Origin of the sequence: Hahella sp. CR1 (assembly GCF_029813005.1) — a bacterium.
Lineage (GTDB): Bacteria > Pseudomonadota > Gammaproteobacteria > Pseudomonadales > Oleiphilaceae > Hahella.
Genome location: NZ_JAPELK010000021.1, coordinates 1 through 19,788 on the forward strand (window position 1 = coordinate 1; position 19,788 = coordinate 19,788).

Below are 19,788 nucleotides of genomic sequence, written 5' to 3' on the forward strand. Positions count from 1 at the left end.
CCATACCTGTCAAACACTAATTTCTAATTTTTTCATGAGGGGGCGATTTTATTTCAATTTTCGGCCATCCCCCCTGCTCTTCTGTGCGAACAGCCTCCCATTGCAGCGACAGTGGCGGGTAAATTTACGCAGCCGCAGCGGCATTTAGTCTACACTTCAAATAGGTTTCCCTGTTTTGTGACGTACCCGCTTTGGGAGCGATGAATGACCGTTGAGCAGATTCTTCTGGCCCGCCAGCCAATTGTTAACGCAACAAAAGAGATAGTAGGTTACGAGCTGCTGTTTCGCTCAAACGAACAGCCTGCCCAGTTCGACGGCAATGCGGCCACCTCTCAGGTTTTGCTCAACGCCTTTACAGAAATACCTATCGGAGAAGTAACCGGCGGAGCAAAAGCGTTTGTAAACTTCACCGCAACGCTTTTAATGCAGCCGCCCCCCTTCTCCAAAGAACTTCTGGTCATTGAAATACTGGAGACCATTGAGCTAACCGATGAGATCGTGACGGCGATCATCCGCCTCGGCAAGAACGGCTTTACCCTTGCTCTCGACGACTATGTCCCAGGCACCAAGTACGACGAACTCCTGCCGTACGTCTCTATCGTTAAGCTTGAAATTCCCGCCATTTCCAAGGACAGGTTGGAACAGACAGTCACACATCTAAAGGGCCTGAACATCACCCTTCTGGCGGAAAAAGTAGAGACCCATGAGGAGTTTGAATACTGTCGTGACCTAGGATGCGACCTGTTTCAAGGGTATTTTTTCAGCAAGCCGGAAATTGTCACCGGACGCAAACTGGCGCATAACCGAATGGCGGTGATGGAATTAATCGCCAAAGTGCAAAACCCGGCGCTGTCGATTGACCAGATCATCAAAACCATCACCAGCGATCCCTCTCTAAGCGTCAAGCTACTGCAACTGGTGAACTCAGCCGCCTACCGGCGCCCGCGCACCATCGAATCCATTCATATGGCGGTCATGCTGCTGGGGATCAGCCGCATCAAGTCTTGGGCGACCTTATTGGCGCTGTCCAACATTGAGGACAAACCTAAAGCGCTGATCACCATCGCCTTGATTCGCGCCCGCATGTGCGAGCTTATTGCCCAGTCCATTGAGCCTCAGGCCGCAGACCTTTATTTCACCGTCGGCCTGTTTTCCTGCCTGGAAGCTTTTTTTGACATGCCCATAGAAGAAATTCTAAACAAGCTCCCTCTTTCTGAGAGAGTCAGTGATGCACTGGTAAAAATGAAAGGAAAACCCGGGCTGGCGTTACACACCACCTTGCAATACGAGCGCTGCAAACTGGACACCATCCATTGGAACCTGCTGGAAAAAATGAATATTAATAGCGGAGAAATCAGCGCCACCTATCGCCAGGCGATTCTGTGGGCTAACGAGCAATCCGCTTTTAGAGCCTGACCCAGCCCCCATCCTCATCTCACATGGAAAAATCCTGCTTCGACGCTTAATATGGGCGCTTTGATTTGAAGGATTTCATTAAGCATGTTTGATATCGGCGTCAACTTGACCAACGGCCGCTATAAAGGAAAGTTACAGCAATTGCTGGACGACAGCCGCGACCATGGGGTCGAGGGTATGATCGCCATTGGAACCAGCGTTAAAGAAAGCGTCGCCTCTGCAAAAATTGCCGAAGAATATCCTGGTTATGTCTTCGCCACTGCAGGCGTGCATCCTCACGACGCCAAAACGCTAGATCAGGAAGGCCTGAAAACCTTGAAGTCGCTGCTCCAACAACCTCATGTCGTCGCCGTGGGTGAAATGGGGCTGGATTTCAATCGCAACTTTTCCACTCCCGAAGATCAGGAATGGGCGTTCACGGCTCAACTTGAATTGAATCGCGAATTCCAGAAACCGCTTTATCTCCATGAAAGAGACGCCTACACGCGTCAAATGGAGATACTCAAAGCGCACCGGAATTGCTTCGAGCACGGCGTGACGCATTGTTTCACCGGAACCCGGGAGGCGCTCTTTGGCTATCTCGATCTGGGTTTGCACATTGGCGTCACAGGCTGGATATGCGACGAGCGTAGAGCGGGCGATCTGGTGAATTTAGTAAAAGAGGTTCCTCGCGACAGACTTCTCGTCGAAACGGACAGTCCGTTTCTTATGCCGAGAAGTATTAAACCGCGTCCGCGCAATAACACCAATTTCCCATGGTTTGTGCAGGAAGTGATTCGTATAGTGGCGCAGTATCGTGGTGAGACAGAAGAAGACGTGCGCAGCTACACTGCGGAAAACGCCCGCCGCCTGTTCCAAACGGGTTAAGCGGCGGCGAATTGTCCGCAATGCGGTTCCGCGTCAGCGGGAACTCGTCAGGATCGGATATCGATAACGGTGCCCAATGCCTCGTTAGCGGTCCGGTCAAACTGTCGAGTCGTCTGCGAAGCGCTTTCACGGGGAGGCGGTGATTGATCCTCTTCCGTTTCAGCCAAATTCGCCGTTGATGCGGCGTTTTCAGCAGCGCCTTGAGTCCGTTCCGTCTCAGTCGAGGCGTTAACCTGTTGACTGTTCGCCAGACTCAATTCCCGGCCTTCCTGAGAAAGCTCCACCTCAACGGCGGGCGTCGTCTCCCGGGCCTGGGTTTGCGCATTGTCGACATTCTGACGGGTTTGCTCACGTTCTCGCGACCGACCTGCATCAAGTTGCTGCAAAGAACTGGTCGCCAAACTGTTTACAGTATTATCAGCCATAGAACGCACCTCCATTCCTAAGTATTGCACAAAGCGGTTAAATTTTGAACAGAACAATTGCAACCTGAGTCAATAATCCAATTTTGCCTTGTTTGACGCTTTGCGCGAGGTGGAAAGCTGGGCTAAGTTTATAATGTTTAATATATTCCAATGCTGCCGGTCTGTTGCGCCATGAAAAGACTTTGAGCTGCTTTTTTACCTACATGAAAGAAAAAAGAGCACCCGCGAATAATGAGTAACCTGTTTCGCAAAGTCTGGAATTTTCGCGAGACCTCTCCGCTTTCTTTTCGCATGTTGGGCTACATCCTTGTATGTAGCTCCCTGTTTACGCTGTTCGCCACAGGCATCCAGGTTTATGCGGACTATCGGAAAGACGTTTCGTTGGTCGATCAGCGCATGAATCTGATCGAAACCAGTTACCAGTCCTCGCTGGCGCGCAGCCTATGGTCTCTCGACCAGAAATTACTGCGCGTGCAAATGCAGGGCATATTGAACCTGCCCGACATCGTGCACCTGCATCTGCAGATTTATCCGGACTCGGAAATCGAGATGGGCGAGATCCCTCCGCGGATTCCGACGATCAAGCATAAAATCAAGCTGCAGCACTCATCCGACGATTTGTATGAGCTGGGTGAACTGACAATCACCGCCAGCCTTGACGATATCTATCGCCAGTTGCGGCAGCGCATCTTCGTCATCATGACAACCCAGGCGTTTAAAACCTTTTTCATTTCCGTACTGATCCTATGGATATTTCAGTATCTGGTGACACGTCATCTATCCAAAATGGCGAATTACGCCCGCGGCCTTAATATTCACCAGCTGGATACGCCTTTGGCCTTGGACCGTTCACAAAAGAGTGGCCAACCGCCGGATGAGCTGCAGCGTGTGACGGACGCTATCAACGAAATGCGCCTCACCTTGCTGAACGATATTGAGAAGCAGAAGCTGGACGCGGCGGAAATCCGTAAGTTGTCCTTGGCCATTGAGCAAAGCCCCTCCTCTGTATTGATCTGCGATAAGCGCTGGAAAATTACCTACGCAAACCAGAAGTTCAGCCAGTTAACCGGTCATAATTTGAACTCGATTATCGGCAAGCACCCCAAAACTCTGACGCATATCAGCCCGGATGAGTCTCAGAATGAACAGCTCTGGCACAACATTGAGATTCAGGTTGAGCGCGCGGGCATGTGGCAGGGGGAAATGCACAGCACCCGTCATGGTGGCGAGAAGTTCTGGGAACAAGTGGTGATCACTCCCATCCGTGACACCGATGGCGAGTCGTCTCAGTATCTGATTCTGGGCGAGGACATCAGCGTACGTAAGCGTTACGAGCAACAATTACTGCGGCAAGCCAATTATGACCTGCTGACCGGCCTGCCAAACCGCATGTTGGCGCTGGATCGTCTCAAATTGGCGCTGGCGCAATCCCGCCGCGACAAATCGCAGGTGGGCCTGATGTTCCTGGACTTGGATAACTTCAAGCACATCAACGACACCCTCGGCCACGACAATGGCGACACACTGCTGATTGAGGCCTCACGCCGCATCGCTTCATCTCTGCGCGGCAACAGCACGGTAGCCCGTTTGGGCGGAGATGAGTTCCTGATCATTCTGCCGTCGCTGGAGTCGCCCGAAGATTCCGAGCTGGTCGCCGCTCGCATCCTCCAGGCGTTTTCTTCCCCCTTCCTGCTCAACAATCAGGAAATATTCGTCAGCACCAGTATCGGCATCGCCATTTATCCAACGGATAGTGAAAACTCAAGCACGTTGCTGCAGCAGGCTGACGCGGCCATGTATCAGGCCAAGCACAAAGGCAAGAGCGCCTACCACCGCTTCACCCCAGACCTTAACCAGCAATCCAGAGAACGCCTCAAGCTGGAGACGCAATTACGTAAGGCCCTTGAACAAGACGAATTGCTGCTGTATTACCAGCCGATTGTAGAGACCGCCAGCGGGCAGTTGGTCGGCGCTGAAGCCTTGATTCGCTGGGATAACCCTTTGCTGGGACTGGTGGCCCCGGACAAATTCATCCCACTGGCGGAAGAAACCGGGCTAATCACTTCCATCGGCGAATGGGTGCTGCATACCGCTTGTCGAGACGTGAAAAAGTGGCATGAGGATACCGGACTGAAACTGACGATCGCCGTCAACGTCTCGCCACGTCAATTCCGCGACCTCAAATTCATCGATACCGTGCAAAAAGCGCTTGAGGTCAACGACCTGGCGGGCGAATACCTGGAGCTGGAAATCACGGAAAGACTGTTGCTGGATGACTCAATAGAGACCTTTGAGATCTTGCACAAGCTGGACGCAATGGGCGTAAAACTGTCCGTGGACGACTTCGGCACCGGTTATTCCGCACTCAGCTACCTGAAGAGCTACCCATTTGACTCCCTGAAAATTGACCGCTCCTTCGTCAAGGATGTCAACACCGAGGCGGAAGACGCGGCCCTGGTGACAGCGATCATCACCATGGCTCACAGTCTGGGCCTCAAAGTCATCGGCGAAGGCGTGGAAGATGCAGCGCAGATGCAGTTCCTGCGCTCCAAAGGCTGCGATTACGCACAGGGTTACTATTACAACCGACCAGTGGCGGAAAGCGATTTCTGCAACTGGATATCGGAAAACCGGCGCGCCTACGCCACCTAAACGCCCCTTGCGCTCACAGGCGCCAGTCGTCATCATGAGCCATACTTGAGGGGCGAATCATCGCCCCGGCTTTTAAGTCACCGGAAAACAAGCATCCAAGGCAGGCATGACAGGAAAACTTATTCTGGTGTTGAACAGTGGAAGTTCTTCACTCAAGTTCGCCATTATCGACCCCGAGCAAGACGCTCCCCTACTCACCGGCATCGCCGAACGTCTGGGCTCCGCCGAAGCCAATTTTCGCATGCGCTGGCGTCACGAAGAAGACAAGCGCCAACCTTGCCCCAACGCAGACCATAGCCGCGTCATCGACCAACTGTTCCAACATATGCATGAGCATGATATCGACGCTAAGGACCTGACAGGCGTCGGACACCGAGTCGTGCATGGCGGCGAGACTTTTCGCGACTCAGCCATTATTGACGAGCAGGTCATCGCCAAGATTGAACAGTGCGCCAAGCTGGCGCCCTTGCACAACCCGGTAAACTTGCTGGGCATCAAGGCGATTGCGCAGAAGTATCCGAACCTAAATCAAGTCGCGGTATTCGACACGTCTTTTCATCAGACCCTGCCGGAGTACGCGTACACTTACGCCCTTCCCTACGAGCTGTATCGAGAGCATGGACTCAGGCGCTACGGATTTCACGGCTCCAGCCATCGCTTTGTCGCTGGACGCGCCGCAGACCTGCTTGGCAAATCGCTGAACGACTGCAATTTCATCAGCGCTCATCTCGGTAACGGATGCAGCGCCGCCGCTATTAAAGGCGGCGTCTCAGTCGACACCAGTATGGGATTGACGCCCCTGGAAGGCCTCGTAATGGGTTCCCGCTGCGGCGATCTCGACCCCGGTCTGGTCCTGCATTTGACGCAGACGCTGAATTACACACCCGATCAGCTATCGCACCTGCTCAACAAGGAGAGTGGACTGCTTGGCGTCTCGGAAGTCAGCAATGATATGCGCGAGCTGCTGCGTCTCAGTGATGAAGGCCATCAGCAGGCAACCCTGGCGATCGATATTTTTTGCTATCGGCTGGCGAAAACGATCGCCGGCTACTATCTGGCGACGGCACCGCTGGACGCCATTATTTTCACCGGGGGCATCGGCGAAAATGCAGCGCCCGTACGCGCCAAGGTATGCGCATGGCTCAAGCCCCTGGGCGTCGACATGGATGACGAGGCGAACCACCGCCACGGAGAAGAAAGCCAGGGACGCATATCCAAGGACGACACGCTAAACATCATGGTCGTTCCCACCAACGAGGAACTTCTTATCGCCAGAGACACCCTGGCGTTGATTAGGCGCAACAAATAATCGCTGTAGACGTCATCGAACGTCGCCATGTTTTCACCGCCCTAACCAAGAGGAATCATCGTGGCCAAAGTTCTCTTTATCGCCCCCGCCTCCGTCGCGGTAGGTTTGACCTCCGTCTGCCTTGGCTTACTCAGGGCCTACGATAGCGTGGGGCTGCGCGTCGCGTTTTTCAAACCATTCGCACAACCCCGCGATAATCATCATGAAACGGATCGTTCAATTGTATTCACCCGGGAAAAAATGGGCTTAACAGTCCCTGAGCCCATGCCATTACGCTACGCCCACAGTCTGATGAGCCAGCAGCAAACGCCTCTGCTGATGGAGCAAACCATCGCGCTATTTCACAAAGTGGATACAGAGGCCGACGTCGTCATCGTGGAAGGCGTCGCGCCTCCACCCGGCGACGATTACTCAGCCCGCCTGAATGTAGAGGTGGCGCGCAACCTCGACGCTGAAGTCATCCTGGTCGCCGCGCCTGATGGCATGCCTCCGCAAGACCTGGACGATCACCTGTCTCTTGCCGCCCGATTATTTGCGGACCCGTCGGACCCTGATGTAGTCGGTTGTGTGCTCAACAAGGTTCATGCCCCTCACGGCGACGAGCCGCCCTTTAGCGACGACGGAGATGAGGACGAGATTCCCGCCGAAAGACATGATTATGGAAAAGAGTGCAACGTATTCCGGCAATCTCATTTCCGCCTCATCGCCAGCATTCCCTGGCGCGCCGATCTGGTTGCGCCCAGGACCTCAGACATTGTTGAAGAACTGGAAGCGGAGTATTTGAACGAAGGCAAATCCAGGCAACGCAGAGTACTCCACACGACCGTGTGCGCCCGCACCATTCCCAATATGGTCAGCCGCCTGAAGCCAGGCGCATTGATCATCACGCCCGGTGATCGTGAAGATATTTTCGTCACCAGTTGCGCCGCCGCCCTGACCGGCATCCCCCTGGCGGGCCTATTGCTGACCGGCGGCTTGAAACCGGACCCTCGCACGCTGAAATTATGCCAGTCCGCACTGGATACCGGTCTTCCCGTGCTGAGCACCCGTAAGGACACCTACGTTACTGCCAGCATGGTGTCACGCATGGACACCGAAGTGCCCCTGGACGACCTGGAGCGTATCGAGTCCGTTATCGCCAGCGTGTCCGGCCATATTGACCCTGAATGGCTCAAACAATCCGTCAGCCTGCCGCGCAAGCCTCGCATGTCGCCAGCGGCATTCCGCTACCAGCTATCGAAACGGGCGAAGGAAGCCAACAAGACGATTATTCTTCCCGAAGGCAACGAGCCACGAACCATACAAGCCGCCACCATTTGTCATGAGCGCGGCATTGCGAAATGCATCTTGATAGGCAAGCGCCAGGAAATTATTTCCGTCGCCGAAGCTCAGGGCGTGCAATTGCCAGACGCTATTCAGATCATCGAGCCGGATCAAGTCAGAGAGAAATACATTTCACCCATGGTGGAGCTGCGTAAGCACAAAGGATTGACGCCGCAAATGGCGGAGGCGCAACTGGAAGATAATGTCGTGCTGGCCACCATGATGCTGGCGCTTGGCGAAGTGGACGGATTAGTGTCCGGCGCCGTGCATACCACCGCCAATACAGTGCGCCCGGCTCTACAGCTTATCAAAGCCCGTAAGGGATGCCGTATTGTGTCTTCGGTCTTCTTTATGTGTCTGCCAGAACAAGTTCTTGTGTATGGCGATTGCGCCATAAACCCAGACCCAGATGCCGAGGAACTCGCCGACATCGCCCTCCAATGCGCTGATTCCGCCGTCCTATTCGGCATAGAACCCTGTGTGGCGATGCTCAGCTACAGCACTGGCGATTCAGGCACCGGCAGCGACGTCGATAAAGTAAGAGCCGCCGCAAAACTTGCCCATGAGAAACGTCCGGATCTACCTTTGGACGGCCCTTTACAATATGACGCCGCCGCCATTGAGGACGTAGCCAAGACCAAAGCCCCGGACAGCAAAGTAGCGGGCAAGGCGACCGTATTCGTATTTCCTGATTTGAATACCGGCAACACCACTTACAAGGCAGTGCAGCGCAGCGCCAATGTCATCAGCATGGGCCCGATGCTACAGGGTTTAAAGAAGCCGGTTAATGATCTGTCTCGTGGGGCGCTGGTGGAGGATATCGTCTACACCATCGCGCTGACAGCAGTTCAGGCGACGCAAAACACAGAAGTAATGGAAAATTAAGAGACGTCGCCGGGACTCCGGCGACGCTTAACGCAAGAAACGATGTTAGCGGGATTTCTTGCGTTTCTGCTTATGTTTGAGCTTCTTAACGTGCTTCATCAAGCGCTCTTTTTTCTTCTGCTGACGTGGCGAAAGCTTGTTCTTTCTGCCTGCAAAGGGGTTCTCGCCGCTACGGAACTCAAAGCGAATCGGCGTACCGACCACTTTTAGCACTTTGCGGAAAGTGTTCTCCAGATAACGCTTGTAGCTGTTTGGCAGAGCGTCAGTCTGGTTGCCATGCACAATGATAAGCGGGGGATTCGAGCCGCCTTGGTGCGCATAACGCAACTTGATGCGACGTCCGTTGACCATTGGCGGCTGATGCTGGGAAACAGCGTCTTCCAACAGTGTGGTCAACTGGTTGGTGGACCACTTGGCCATAGCGCTGTCAAAGCACTCATGCACTGACTCGTACAAATGCCCAACGCCGGTGCCATGCAACGCGGAAATAAAGTGGATCTGCGCGTATTCCACAAACCCCATGCGTCGATCGATCTCACGACGCACGTTATCCTTGTCGTCCTGAGACATACCGTCCCACTTGTTGATCGCCAGTACCAAGGCACGCCCGGCTTCAATGGCGAAACCAAGCAAATGCAAATCCTGGTCAACAATGCCTTCACGAGCGTCCAAGACCAGCATAACCACATGCGCGTCCTTGATCGCCTGCAAGGTCTTCACTATAGAGAATTTTTCCACCGCCTCGCTGACGTTCTTACGCCGACGCACCCCTGCTGTATCAATCAGGGTATAACGCTCGCCCAATCGCTCGTAGGGGATATAGACAGAGTCCCGGGTGGTGCCGGGCTGGTCGAATACCACAACGCGATCCTCACCCAACAAACGGTTCACCAGCGTTGATTTACCAACGTTGGGGCGACCGATAATGCCAATGCGGATACCGGAGTCATCTTCGCCTTCCAGCAACTCCTGCTCTGGAAACGGCTCTAACGCTTTTTCGAGCAATGAACGCACGCCGCGGTTATGTGAGGCAGCCGTGTACATGTACTCCTGAAAACCCATCGCGAAAAAGTCCGCCGCCGCCACTTCCGGCTGCATACCATCAATTTTGTTCACCACTAAAATGGTGGGCTTGCCACGTACGCGCAATTCTTTGGCGATCATTTCGTCTGCGGGCGTAACGCCTGCTTGCGCGTCCACCACAAACAGCACCACATCCGCCTCGTTCATGGCGGTGAATGACTGCCCCGCCATGGCGGCGTCTATGCCCTGCTCTTCCCCGGTAATCCCCCCGGTATCAACGACAATATAGTGTTTACCTTCCAACTCGCCTTCGCCGTATTTACGGTCGCGGGTCAGGCCCGGCAGGTCAGCGACGATCGCGTCGCGGCTGCGGGTCATGCGATTAAACAGCGTGGACTTGCCAACATTTGGCCGCCCCACGAGGGCGATTACCGGTTTCATGATCGCGGATATCTCTAAATAATACGGTTACAACTTATACAAGAAACGCGACTTAAACCGCCGCGCATCAAAATTACTTAATGTCCCAAACGCTCAAATCGCCGTCGCTGCCCAGAATAATCAAATGATTACCATAAATCAGCGGAGCGGCGTTTATGGGTTCGCCGGCAGGATGAATCCGCGCCAGCATGCGGCCATCCACCTGCGACAATATATGCACATAGCCTTCCAGATCGCCTACCGCCAGGTAGTTACCCCAAACGACGGGGGAAGACAGCTCGCGATAGGACAAATCAGACTGCCGCCAAATTTCCTTTTTGGAATTTCTGTCTACGGCGACCACATCCCCTTCAGTCGTGGAAACATAGATATTGGTAAACCCAATGCCAGGCGTCACATAGCTGGACATAGGCATGGACCACTCTTCCTTGCCATTCATCGGACTCAGACGTGACAGCTGGCCCTGATAGGAAACCGCGAACAGTGCGCCATCCTGAACCAATACATCGCCATCAATATCCACAAGACGCTCAAGCTCAGTACGCCCCTTCGGCGTCGCTAAGCGCTGTTCCCAGTATAGCTGACCATCGTTAACGCTGACGGCGACGACGGAACCATTCGCCATACCGGAAATGACGCCGTCCTGCAGCAACACCGGCTTCGCAGTGCCCCGAAGAGTCAGTGCAGGCTCATTGCTGGCGAATTCCCACAGCTTCTTGCCGTCTTCTACGTCATAGGCGGCCAATTTTCCATCCAGTGTCTGCACAATGGCCTTGCCTGAACCGGATACAGCCGGAGCCAACACTTCACTGGAAGTAGGCGCGCGCCACAGTATCTCTCCATTTTCCCGGTTCAACGCCAGCAGCTCGCCGTCAAGAGTGGCGACAAAAACTCTGCGATAGTCGCCCCCTACGCCGCCAACCAACGGCTCATCCAGGTCGATATCCCACAGACGTTTACCGCTTTCCAGTTCAATCGCATAGACTTCGCCGTCAATATCGTTTGCGTATATTTTGTCATCGACGACAAAAGGCGCGAACTTCAAAAACTGCTCATCCTGCCCGTCTCCAATAGAGCGGGACCATAGACGCTTCAGCTCTACCTCGGGAGTAAAGGATTTCAGCTCAGCGGGATCGGGACGCACATCGTCGCTGCCGCAACCGCTCAGTAACCCTGCCATAACGAAAAAAAGCGCCCCTAACGGGCGCCATTGAATTCGGAACTTCATGATAGATTTATACGTCCGCCAAATCGTTCAACTTAATCTGCAATAGCTCAGTCGGCAATTCATGCTCTTTTGCGTCAGCCAGCGCCTGCTCATAGGCCGCTTTAGCTTCCGCACGACTTCCCTTCATCTTCAGAATATCTCCAGCGAGCTCCTGAAAGTGAGAGTAAAACGCATCGCCTTTCTGTACTTTCAGGGCCGCCAGCGCATCATCAAATTTCTGCTGCGCCGCCAATACGCGCGCCACCCGCAAAGACACTACGCGCTTGAGCGCCTCGTCTTCAGTCTCCGACGCGGCTGTTTTTAATGCGGTTTCCGCACCAGCGAAATCCTTTTTCTCTACCGCTTGCTGCGCTTCAAACAACTTTGCATAAAGCGCATAAGTTGTACCTGGAAATTTAGTCTGAAGCTCAGTCGCCAGGAATGAGATGTTAGCCTGTGACTTTTCGTCGTCAGAGACTTGCGCCGCGCCAGCCGCCTGCACCAGTTCCTGGTACATCTGCGACGCCTCTTCTTTCTTTTGTATTTCGTTCTGCTGATAAGCTTTCCAGCCAAAAATCGCAGCCAGAGCCAACCCGATGCCAATCAAGAGCGCATTGCCGTTTTCCTTCCACCAATTCTTAATGGCGGCGATTTGTTCTTCTTCTGTGCGCAATGAATCCACTTGTCTTCTCCTCAACAATAAGCATCAATAACTGTGATTAAATCATTTGTGGCGCGCGCTGGATAAACTCTTCCAGCGACAGCGTTTTTTGTGTCTGATCAGTGCGAAGAGGCTTGATCGTTACCTCACGCTGATTTACTTCGTTCTCGCCTAACAAGAGCGCATAAGCCGCCGTGCTCTTGTCCGCTTTCTTCATCTGGGCTTTAAAGCTGCCGCCTCCGCAATTCATAACGACTCGGACGTTCTGCTGCAGGTCTCTCAGCTGCTCAGCAACATCAAAAGCGTATGCCTCAGCGTCTCCACCAAGCGCCGCTATAAAGAAATCAGCGCGATCCTGCAGACTGGCAGGCGTCAGACTTAAGGTTTCCAGCATCAATACCAAGCGCTCAACGCCCATGGCGAAACCGACTCCAGGCGTACCTTTGCCTCCCAATTGCGCAACCAGACCATCATAGCGGCCGCCAGCGCAAACAGTGCCTTGCGCTCCAAGCGAATCAGTGATCCATTCAAAAACGGTCTTGCCGTAATAATCCAGCCCGCGAACCAGTTTCGGGTTTACGGTATAGCTCAAACCAGCCCTGTCCAGAAACGCTCTAAGTCCAGCAAAATGCTGGGCGGACTCTGCATCCAAGAAGTCATTGAACAGAGGCGCATTTTTGAGAATTTCCTGAGTCTTGGCGTCTTTGCTATCCAATATACGCAGAGGATTGGTGGACAGCCTGCGCCGACTATCCTCGTCAAGCTGGTCCTCAAATTGGCTTAGATATGCAACCAAAGCCTGTCGATATTCCGCTCGCGCTTCCGAACTACCAATAGAGTTGATGTGCAGCTGGACATGCTCAGAAAGTCCAAGCTTCTTCCACAATCTGGCTGTCATGATGATCAGCTCGGCATCGATGTCCGGACCATTAAAGCCGAAACACTCCACGCCAATTTGATGAAACTGACGATAGCGGCCTTTTTGAGGCCGTTCATGACGGAACATGGGACCGCTATACCAGAGACGGCGGGTTTGATTAAACAACAACCCATGCTCTTCTCCAGCGCGCACGCACCCAGCCGTTCCCTCTGGACGCAAGGTCAGGCTGTCGCCGTTGCGATCTTCAAAGGTGTACATTTCCTTTTCGACGATATCCGTCACTTCGCCAATTGAGCGCTTGAACAGATCCGTCTGCTCGACAATCGGCATTCTGATTTCTTCAATGCCATATTGTTCAAACAGGCAACGTGCTGTTTCTTCCAGATAACGCCAGACTGGCGTTTGCTCTGGCAGCACATCGTTCATGCCCCGAATAGCCTGAATACGCGCCAAAATATTACCTCTAACTAAAAAGTTTCCTGATTGTCGGATATTGACGCTCCGACAATGTTCAAATTTGTGCTAATGACTTAAAGGCTCGAACCTTTGAGCAAATGATGTCGCGGGGGAGATATTTACCCTTTTGCGATCAACGCGTCCAGCTCTTCTTGCTTAGCCGCGGCCTTGCTGCGGATTAGCGACTCAAAACGCTCAACCAACTCATCATTATTCAGTTTGTGGTCTGGCTTACCGCCCACATAAATCAGGTTGGAAGGTGAACCACCGGTCAAACCTACGTCCGCCTCTTTCGCTTCTCCAGGCCCATTGACAACACAGCCAATGACTGCCACGTCCAGCGGCGTGTTGATGTCCTCAAGGCGACGCTCAAGTTCGTTCATTGTCTTGATCACGTCGAAATTCTGCCTGGAGCAACTGGGGCAGGCGATAAAGTTAATCCCCTTAGTACGCAGCTTAAGGCTCTTGAGAATATCGTAGCCGACGCGAATCTCTTCGACTGGATCCGCCGCCAAAGAAACACGAATCGTATCGCCAATACCATCCATCAGAAGCATTCCCAACCCAATGGCGGATTTGACGGCGCCAGAGCGGAATCCACCTGCCTCGGTAATACCAAGATGAAGTGGTTGTTCAATCTGGCCTGCAATCTGGCGATAGGCCGCTACGGTCATGAAAACATCTGACGCTTTCAAACTCACCTTAAAGTTCTGAAAGTCATGACGATCAAGAATATCGATATGGCGCATCGCGGATTCCACCAGGGCTTCCGGCGTAGGCTCCCCATATTTTTTCTGTAAGTCTTTTTCCAGCGACCCGGCGTTAACTCCAATACGAATCGGGATACCGTTATCTTTGGCAGCGCTGATCACCGCTTGCACGCGGTCCTCCCTGCCAATATTTCCCGGGTTGATACGGAGACAGTCGACTCCCACCTCAGCAACCCGAAGCGCGATCTTGTAGTCGAAGTGGATATCCGCCACCAAAGGTAAAGTAACTCTTTGTTTGATAGCAGCAAAGGCTTCCGCCGCATCCATAGTTGGAACCGATACTCGGACAATATCCGCCCCGGCTTGCTGCAGCTTTTCGATCTGCGCTACAGTCGCGTCAACATCGCAGGTCTCAGTGTTCGTCATAGACTGTACAGCGATAGGCGCATCTCCACCAACCGGCACAGCGCCAACCATAATCTGGCGCGAACGTCGCCTTTTTATCGGTGACTCAAAATGCATAAAAACAGAACCTCAACGTTCCAAGGTCATTTCAACACGGTTATTGCGTACTCGGTATTGCCCGAAATCCAGAGGGTTGCCATTTACCTCCAACTTCACAGCGTCCACCGCGCCGATAATAAAGCGCAAAGGATACTCCCCTTGAAAATCAACCACATCGCCCTGGCGGTATAAGCCCACAACGCGGTTGTTGCTCTTATCTCTCAAATCAAACCAGCAATCCCCAACAAATGTCGCACGAACAGCAACTTTACCTATCGCAGTTTGAGGCGTCGGGGACTCGGACACAGCAGAAGGCGCCGATTCAACGGAAGCAGAGATCTCACTCGCCACCGGGGCTTGCTCACTTGTCGAGGGCTCAGAAGCGCCAACATCTTCTGGCTGTAGAAAATCTTCAGGGGACGGCTCCTGATCATCTTCCTCGCGACTTGAACTGTCCAGCGGTATTGGTTCAACTTCAGTGTCAGTGACATATTGCTCATCAGCTGGGACCAGCGGCTCAACCACATCGCCACTGTCGCCGCCAGACACAGCCAAATTTTCGACAGAAGTTTCCGGTTCCTGGACCGTCGACTCAGCTTTCTCCGAGGGTACTAACTCTCGTCCCGAGAGGAAGAAGTAGATGAGTCCCGCAGCAACCGCCAACGCCAGTATTATCAGCCACAACCCTCCGCCACTCTTAGGCTTTTCCTCATAGGATGGCGTAGGAGCTGATCTTTCTTCCGTAAAGCCGCCGTCTTCCAGAGATAATTCTTGCTCCAGATCTTCGATCACCCTGTCCTCAGACAAATTGACCAAACGGGCGTAAGCTCTAACATAACCTTTCAAGAACACTAAGCCAGGAAGCTGACTATGTTCGCCATCCTCAATAGCTTTTACATAACGTGGAATAACATGCAGCCGCTCGGCTGTCTCCGGGATGCTCCAGCCCAAATTCTCCCGGGCCTGACGCAATCGGCTGCCCGGTCGATCATTAGCGGCGGGGTTGGATGCGGCCTCGGACGACATAATCAACTACTTCCTTTCATCGTTTTATATTCAGCGGAGTTGGGAAACATGTTCTTCAGCAACAACATCAAAGATGCCTCCTCATTCAAATCCTTCTTCTCCCTGGCGATTTTAATTCCCAACGCCAAGCTCGCGGGTGAATGTGAAGCCCCGCCTCTGCGCACTGACTCCCAAAACGAACTGTACAGTTTATCAGCCTGCGATAATTGGCCTTTCTCAAAATATAAAGAGGCTAATGCGTATACCACATTAGGCTGACCATGCCTCAGTGTTAGCGATTTTTCATAGGCTTTTATGGCAGGCTCAATATCTCCCATCCGCAAACGAATAAGGCCTATATTACTGAAAACTTGGGCCCTGCTTTCATAGCTTACATCTTCAGAAGCCCGATCAAGCTGCTCTACAGCCTCTTTATAACGCCCCTCTTCATAAAGGTAAGCTGCGTAGTAGGTGCGACCTCGAGTAAAACCGGAATCCGAACGAAGCGCGGATTTAAATTGTTTTTCAGCCAGCTGTGGTTCTTTTTGTTGCTGATAGACTAGACCAAGAGCCGCCAGCGCCTCAGCATTATTTGGCTTTATCTCAAGCGCGCGCCTCAGCTTTTGCTGTGCGCTATCCAAATCGCCTTGTTGGTAATACGCTAATCCCAACTGAACATATTGTTGAACCGCCTTATCCTCAGACGCTTTGTCAGTGTAGGGTCCGGTAACAGTCGTAACGCACCCTACAAGTACGCCCCCCAATACAACCGCCAATACTACAGTTTTAATAGTGCGTTTGACGTTTTCCATTTTTCTCAACTTAGCTATCAATTCCTGTTTTACTTTCAATGTAATAAACAGCCTTGCTTATCAGGAAGCGGAAGACTACGTCCAACTATTCTGCTTGACTAAGCAGAAGCTCTGCCGTCAGGGGAAACATTAATGTTTTGCAGAGGGATATACTTCTGGCTTCTCCGCGTCCGATCTTCGACGCGCCCCACTAACTGGCCGCAGGCGGCATCAATATCATCACCGCGCGTGGTGCGAACGGTGGCGACATAGCCTGCATCGCTCAGTACTTTTTGGAACCTTAATGTCGCGTTTCGGGAGGGACGCTCATAACCGCTGTTGGGGAACGGATTGAATGGAATCAAGTTAATCTTGCATGGTAGGTCGCGCAATAAGTCACGCAATTCACCTGCGTGCGTCTCACTGTCGTTTACACCTGCAATCAGAGTGTACTCCACTGTAATTCGACGCTTGTCGGACAGTTTGCTCAAATAACGATGACAGGCCGCCAACAGCTCTTCTATCGGATACTTTTTATTGACTGGAACTAGCACATCTCGCAACGGATTATTTGGCGCATGCAAGGAAATGGCGAGAGAGACATCCGTCACATCACCCAGCTTATCAAGGGCGGGAACAAGTCCAGAAGTGCTGACGGTCAGTCGGCGCTTGGAAATACCGAAGCCGAAGTCATCCATCATGACATCGCAGGCGCGCACGACGTTGTCGAAATTCAATAAGGGCTCGCCCATTCCCATAAAGACAATGTTGGTGACGTAGCGCTCTTTGGAAAGATCATAATCGCCGAAAGATCTAGCTGCTATCCACAACTGACCGATTATTTCAGCGGAGCTCAAATTACGGTTGAAGCCCTGCTTTCCAGTAGAACAGAAACTGCAATCGAGGGAGCACCCTATCTGTGAAGAAACACACAATGTACCCCGGCCATTATCCGGAATATAAACAGTTTCAATACTGTTGCCACCGGCCAATCGCATAACCCACTTACGGGTGCCGTCAGCAGAAATATCTTCATAAATAACTTCAGGCACGGAGACTTCAGCTACTTCTTTCAGCTTTTCCCGTAGCGCCTTACTCATATTCGTCATGAGGTCAAAGTCAGATACGCCAAGGTGATACATCCACTTCATCAACTGAGTGGCGCGGAATTTTTTCTCTCCCAACGACTCGAAAAAAGACTCGAGATCGGAACGATTCATTCCCAGTAAGTTAATTTTAGCGTTGGCGCCTGACATGCTTTACCTCTTAAAAAGAGTGCAGCGATAGTGCTGCACTCGATTAATTGCCTTGACTGATAAGTTTATATCAGCTGCGTGGGCAGATTTCGTTCTCGCTGAAGAAATAAGCCACTTCGCGCTCTGCAGACGCTGCAGAGTCGGAGCCGTGCACCGCGTTCGCGTCAATAGAGGAAGCGAAGTCTGCGCGAATAGTGCCTGGCTCAGCTTCTTTAGGGTTGGTTGCGCCCATCAGTTGACGGTTCAGAGCGATGGCGTTTTCACCTTCCAGCGCTTGAACAACAACAGGACCGGAAGTCATGAAAGCAACCAGATCGGGGAAAAATCCACGTTCTTTGTGTTCAGCATAAAAGCCTTCAGCCTGCTCTTGCGACAGGTGCAGCATTTTTGCAGCCACAACACGCAGACCGGCTTTCTCAAAACGCGAATAGATTTCGCCGATTACATTTTTAGCCACTGCGTCGGGCTTGATGATTGACAGCGTACGTTCTACGGCCATCGATATGCTCTCCAAAATCAGGGTTATAACAACTTTAGGTTTATATTCTGAACAGGCGATTATACGCATGTTCCAGGGAAAGTTACACTCCGCTCCTAACACGAAAAAGACGCCCGCGACATAAGTGTCAAACGAGCGACAATTGCGACAGCGGACGCCCGATGCATTCAGCTTAAAATTGCATCAGACGCAGATTTAAATTTTGTTAACAAGAATAAAGAAAGCGCCCTCTATCAGGGTTTTACTGCACTAATTGCCCAGCTTCGCCTTCCACGCCGGCGACAACTCGCGCAATTTATTCACTGCAGTGATAATGACATCCGCGGCGACATCAACATCTTCTTCCTGAGTAAAACGCCCCATAGAAATACGCAGAGAGCTGAGCGCCAACTCATCCGGCACGCCAACCCCCCTCAACACATAGGAGGGCTCAAGCGAAGCGGAGGTACATGCCGAGCCGGTTGAGACCGCAAGGTCTCGCATAGCCATCAGCAGCGACTCGCCATCGACATACCCGAAACTAATATTCAACGTACCCGGTAGCCTATTGGATTCGGAACCGTTCAAATGGATCTCTGGCAATACAGACAGCGACCGCCACAATCTGTCGCGCAACCCTGTCAGTCGCTCAGCTTCTTCCGCCAGGCTTTCTCCAGCCAGCTCGAAAGCCACACCCATACCAACAATTTGATGAGTTGGCAGCGTACCGGAGCGCATGCCCCGCTCATGGCCGCCACCATGGATCTGAGCGTCTACGCCGACAAATGGGTTTCTTCGAACGTAGAGCGCCCCTATGCCTTTAGGCCCGTAAATTTTATGCGCACAACAGGACAACAGGTCGACAGGCATGGTTTTCATATCAACGACCAACTTGCCCACAGACTGCGCCGCATCCACATGAAAAAAAGCTTGATGCCCACGCAACAGCTCACCAATGGCCTGAATATCGTTAACGCTACCCAGTTCATTATTGGCGTGCATCAGAGAAACGAGAATAGTATCGTCGCGCAGCGCATTCTTAACCGACTCCGGGCTGATGACTCCATCTTTATCTGGTTTCAGATAAGTCACGTCATAACCCTGCTTTTCGAGGTAGGCGCAAGGGTCCAGCACAGCTTTGTGCTCAATCGCACTGGTAATGATATGACGACCTTTTTCAGCATAGCGACTCGCCACACCTTTAATAGCGAGGTTATCCGCCTCCGTGGCGCCGGAAGTCCAAACAATCTCCCGAGGATCGGCGCCAATTAGATCCGCCACCTGGCGACGCCCTTTCTCCACCATCTCCTCTGCGCGCCAGCCGTATATATGCGAGCGGGACGCCGGGTTAGCGAAGACGCCATCCAACGTCAGACAGTTGCTCATCGCCTCGGCGACCCTGGGGTCCACCGGGGTAGTGGCGGCATAGTCGAGATATATAGGTTTCTTCATTATTTCAATTATCCATATCCAAGTACTTCAGCGCTCCCCGCGCCTGC

Annotated in this window: 16 protein-coding genes; 5 read left to right on the forward strand and 11 right to left on the reverse strand. The window is 52.6% G+C overall.

Annotation, left to right across the window (positions count from 1 at the left end; all coding sequences use genetic code 11):
- Positions 1-204 precede the first annotated feature (204 nt).
- Together ONV78_RS29705 and ONV78_RS29710 are read left to right on the forward strand one after the other, a co-directional pair.
- On the forward strand, positions 205-1,416 hold the full coding sequence (locus ONV78_RS29705) for an HDOD domain-containing protein (RefSeq protein WP_279508182.1): 1,212 nt from the start codon (positions 205-207) through the stop codon (positions 1,414-1,416).
- Positions 1,417-1,500: 84 nt separating this feature from the next.
- Positions 1,501-2,283, forward strand: a complete 783-nt coding sequence (locus ONV78_RS29710) for a TatD family hydrolase (RefSeq protein WP_279508183.1) — start codon at positions 1,501-1,503, stop codon at positions 2,281-2,283.
- Positions 2,284-2,330: 47 nt separating this feature from the next.
- On the opposite strand, the gene ONV78_RS29715 is transcribed toward ONV78_RS29710, so the two are convergent.
- Positions 2,331-2,708: a hypothetical protein gene (locus ONV78_RS29715; RefSeq protein WP_279508184.1), complete on the reverse strand. Its 378-nt coding sequence runs from the start codon at positions 2,706-2,708 to the stop codon at positions 2,331-2,333.
- Between the two features lie 231 nt (positions 2,709-2,939).
- Between ONV78_RS29715 and ONV78_RS29720 the strand changes: the two genes are divergently transcribed.
- The 3 genes from ONV78_RS29720 (at position 2,940) to pta (ending at position 8,877) form a co-directional block, all read left to right on the forward strand.
- Positions 2,940-5,360 carry an EAL domain-containing protein gene (locus tag ONV78_RS29720; protein ID WP_279508185.1) on the forward strand — a complete coding sequence of 807 codons (2,421 nt, stop codon included), beginning with the start codon at positions 2,940-2,942 and terminating at the stop codon, positions 5,358-5,360.
- Positions 5,361-5,466: 106 nt separating this feature from the next.
- Positions 5,467-6,669, forward strand: coding sequence for an acetate kinase (locus ONV78_RS29725; protein ID WP_279508186.1), 1,203 nt, complete (start codon positions 5,467-5,469; stop codon positions 6,667-6,669).
- 60 nt (positions 6,670-6,729) lie between these two features.
- Positions 6,730-8,877 (forward strand): phosphate acetyltransferase, encoded by a 2,148-nt coding sequence (pta, locus tag ONV78_RS29730; protein ID WP_279508187.1) that lies wholly within the window; start codon positions 6,730-6,732, stop codon positions 8,875-8,877.
- A 45-nt stretch (positions 8,878-8,922) separates the two neighbouring features.
- Here the strand turns inward: pta and der are convergent, their stop codons facing one another.
- From der to ONV78_RS29780, 10 genes are all read right to left on the reverse strand, one after another.
- The gene (gene der, locus ONV78_RS29735) at positions 8,923-10,341 is read right to left on the reverse strand and encodes a ribosome biogenesis GTPase Der (protein WP_279508188.1); all 1,419 of its coding nucleotides are present in this window, start codon (positions 10,339-10,341) and stop codon (positions 8,923-8,925) included.
- Positions 10,342-10,414: 73 nt separating this feature from the next.
- A complete protein-coding gene (gene bamB / locus ONV78_RS29740) occupies positions 10,415-11,569 on the reverse strand; it encodes an outer membrane protein assembly factor BamB (protein WP_216737428.1) in 1,155 nt (384 codons plus the stop codon).
- Between the two features lie 7 nt (positions 11,570-11,576).
- A complete protein-coding gene (locus ONV78_RS29745) occupies positions 11,577-12,230 on the reverse strand; it encodes a tetratricopeptide repeat protein (protein WP_279508189.1) in 654 nt (217 codons plus the stop codon).
- 37 nt (positions 12,231-12,267) lie between these two features.
- Positions 12,268-13,545, reverse strand: coding sequence for a histidine--tRNA ligase (hisS, locus tag ONV78_RS29750; RefSeq protein WP_279508239.1), 1,278 nt, complete (start codon positions 13,543-13,545; stop codon positions 12,268-12,270).
- Between the two features lie 119 nt (positions 13,546-13,664).
- Entirely contained in the window at positions 13,665-14,777 is a 1,113-nt protein-coding gene (gene ispG / locus ONV78_RS29755; RefSeq protein ID WP_127972092.1) for a flavodoxin-dependent (E)-4-hydroxy-3-methylbut-2-enyl-diphosphate synthase, read from the reverse strand.
- A 12-nt stretch (positions 14,778-14,789) separates the two neighbouring features.
- Positions 14,790-15,785: a RodZ domain-containing protein gene (locus ONV78_RS29760; protein ID WP_279508190.1), complete on the reverse strand. Its 996-nt coding sequence runs from the start codon at positions 15,783-15,785 to the stop codon at positions 14,790-14,792.
- Positions 15,786-15,787: 2 nt separating this feature from the next.
- The gene (gene pilW, locus ONV78_RS29765; protein ID WP_279508192.1) at positions 15,788-16,615 is read right to left on the reverse strand and encodes a type IV pilus biogenesis/stability protein PilW; all 828 of its coding nucleotides are present in this window, start codon (positions 16,613-16,615) and stop codon (positions 15,788-15,790) included.
- 59 nt (positions 16,616-16,674) lie between these two features.
- Positions 16,675-17,811, reverse strand: a complete 1,137-nt coding sequence (gene rlmN / locus ONV78_RS29770) for a 23S rRNA (adenine(2503)-C(2))-methyltransferase RlmN (RefSeq protein ID WP_279508194.1) — start codon at positions 17,809-17,811, stop codon at positions 16,675-16,677.
- 70 nt (positions 17,812-17,881) lie between these two features.
- Positions 17,882-18,310: a nucleoside-diphosphate kinase gene (gene ndk, locus ONV78_RS29775; protein WP_127972100.1), complete on the reverse strand. Its 429-nt coding sequence runs from the start codon at positions 18,308-18,310 to the stop codon at positions 17,882-17,884.
- Positions 18,311-18,559: 249 nt separating this feature from the next.
- A complete protein-coding gene (locus tag ONV78_RS29780; RefSeq protein ID WP_279508196.1) occupies positions 18,560-19,741 on the reverse strand; it encodes an IscS subfamily cysteine desulfurase in 1,182 nt (393 codons plus the stop codon).
- Between the last annotated feature and the right edge of the window lie 47 nt (positions 19,742-19,788).

What these genes read in the sequence shown, in the direction of transcription:
- ONV78_RS29705 (WP_279508182.1), top strand. Translation starts at nt 205, where the DNA reads ATGACCGTTGAGCAGATTCTTCTGGCCCGCCAGCCAATTGTTAACGCA.
- ONV78_RS29710 (WP_279508183.1), top strand. Translation starts at nt 1,501, where the DNA reads ATGTTTGATATCGGCGTCAACTTGACCAACGGCCGCTATAAAGGAAAG.
- ONV78_RS29715 (WP_279508184.1), bottom strand. Translation starts at nt 2,708, where the DNA reads ATGGCTGATAATACTGTAAACAGTTTGGCGACCAGTTCTTTGCAGCAA.
- ONV78_RS29720 (WP_279508185.1), top strand. Translation starts at nt 2,940, where the DNA reads ATGAGTAACCTGTTTCGCAAAGTCTGGAATTTTCGCGAGACCTCTCCG.
- ONV78_RS29725 (WP_279508186.1), top strand. Translation starts at nt 5,467, where the DNA reads ATGACAGGAAAACTTATTCTGGTGTTGAACAGTGGAAGTTCTTCACTC.
- der (WP_279508188.1), bottom strand. Translation starts at nt 10,341, where the DNA reads ATGAAACCGGTAATCGCCCTCGTGGGGCGGCCAAATGTTGGCAAGTCC.
- bamB (WP_216737428.1), bottom strand. Translation starts at nt 11,569, where the DNA reads ATGAAGTTCCGAATTCAATGGCGCCCGTTAGGGGCGCTTTTTTTCGTT.
- ispG (WP_127972092.1), bottom strand. Translation starts at nt 14,777, where the DNA reads ATGCATTTTGAGTCACCGATAAAAAGGCGACGTTCGCGCCAGATTATG.
- ONV78_RS29760 (WP_279508190.1), bottom strand. Translation starts at nt 15,785, where the DNA reads ATGTCGTCCGAGGCCGCATCCAACCCCGCCGCTAATGATCGACCGGGC.
- rlmN (WP_279508194.1), bottom strand. Translation starts at nt 17,811, where the DNA reads ATGTCAGGCGCCAACGCTAAAATTAACTTACTGGGAATGAATCGTTCC.
- ndk (WP_127972100.1), bottom strand. Translation starts at nt 18,310, where the DNA reads ATGGCCGTAGAACGTACGCTGTCAATCATCAAGCCCGACGCAGTGGCT.
- ONV78_RS29780 (WP_279508196.1), bottom strand. Translation starts at nt 19,741, where the DNA reads ATGAAGAAACCTATATATCTCGACTATGCCGCCACTACCCCGGTGGAC.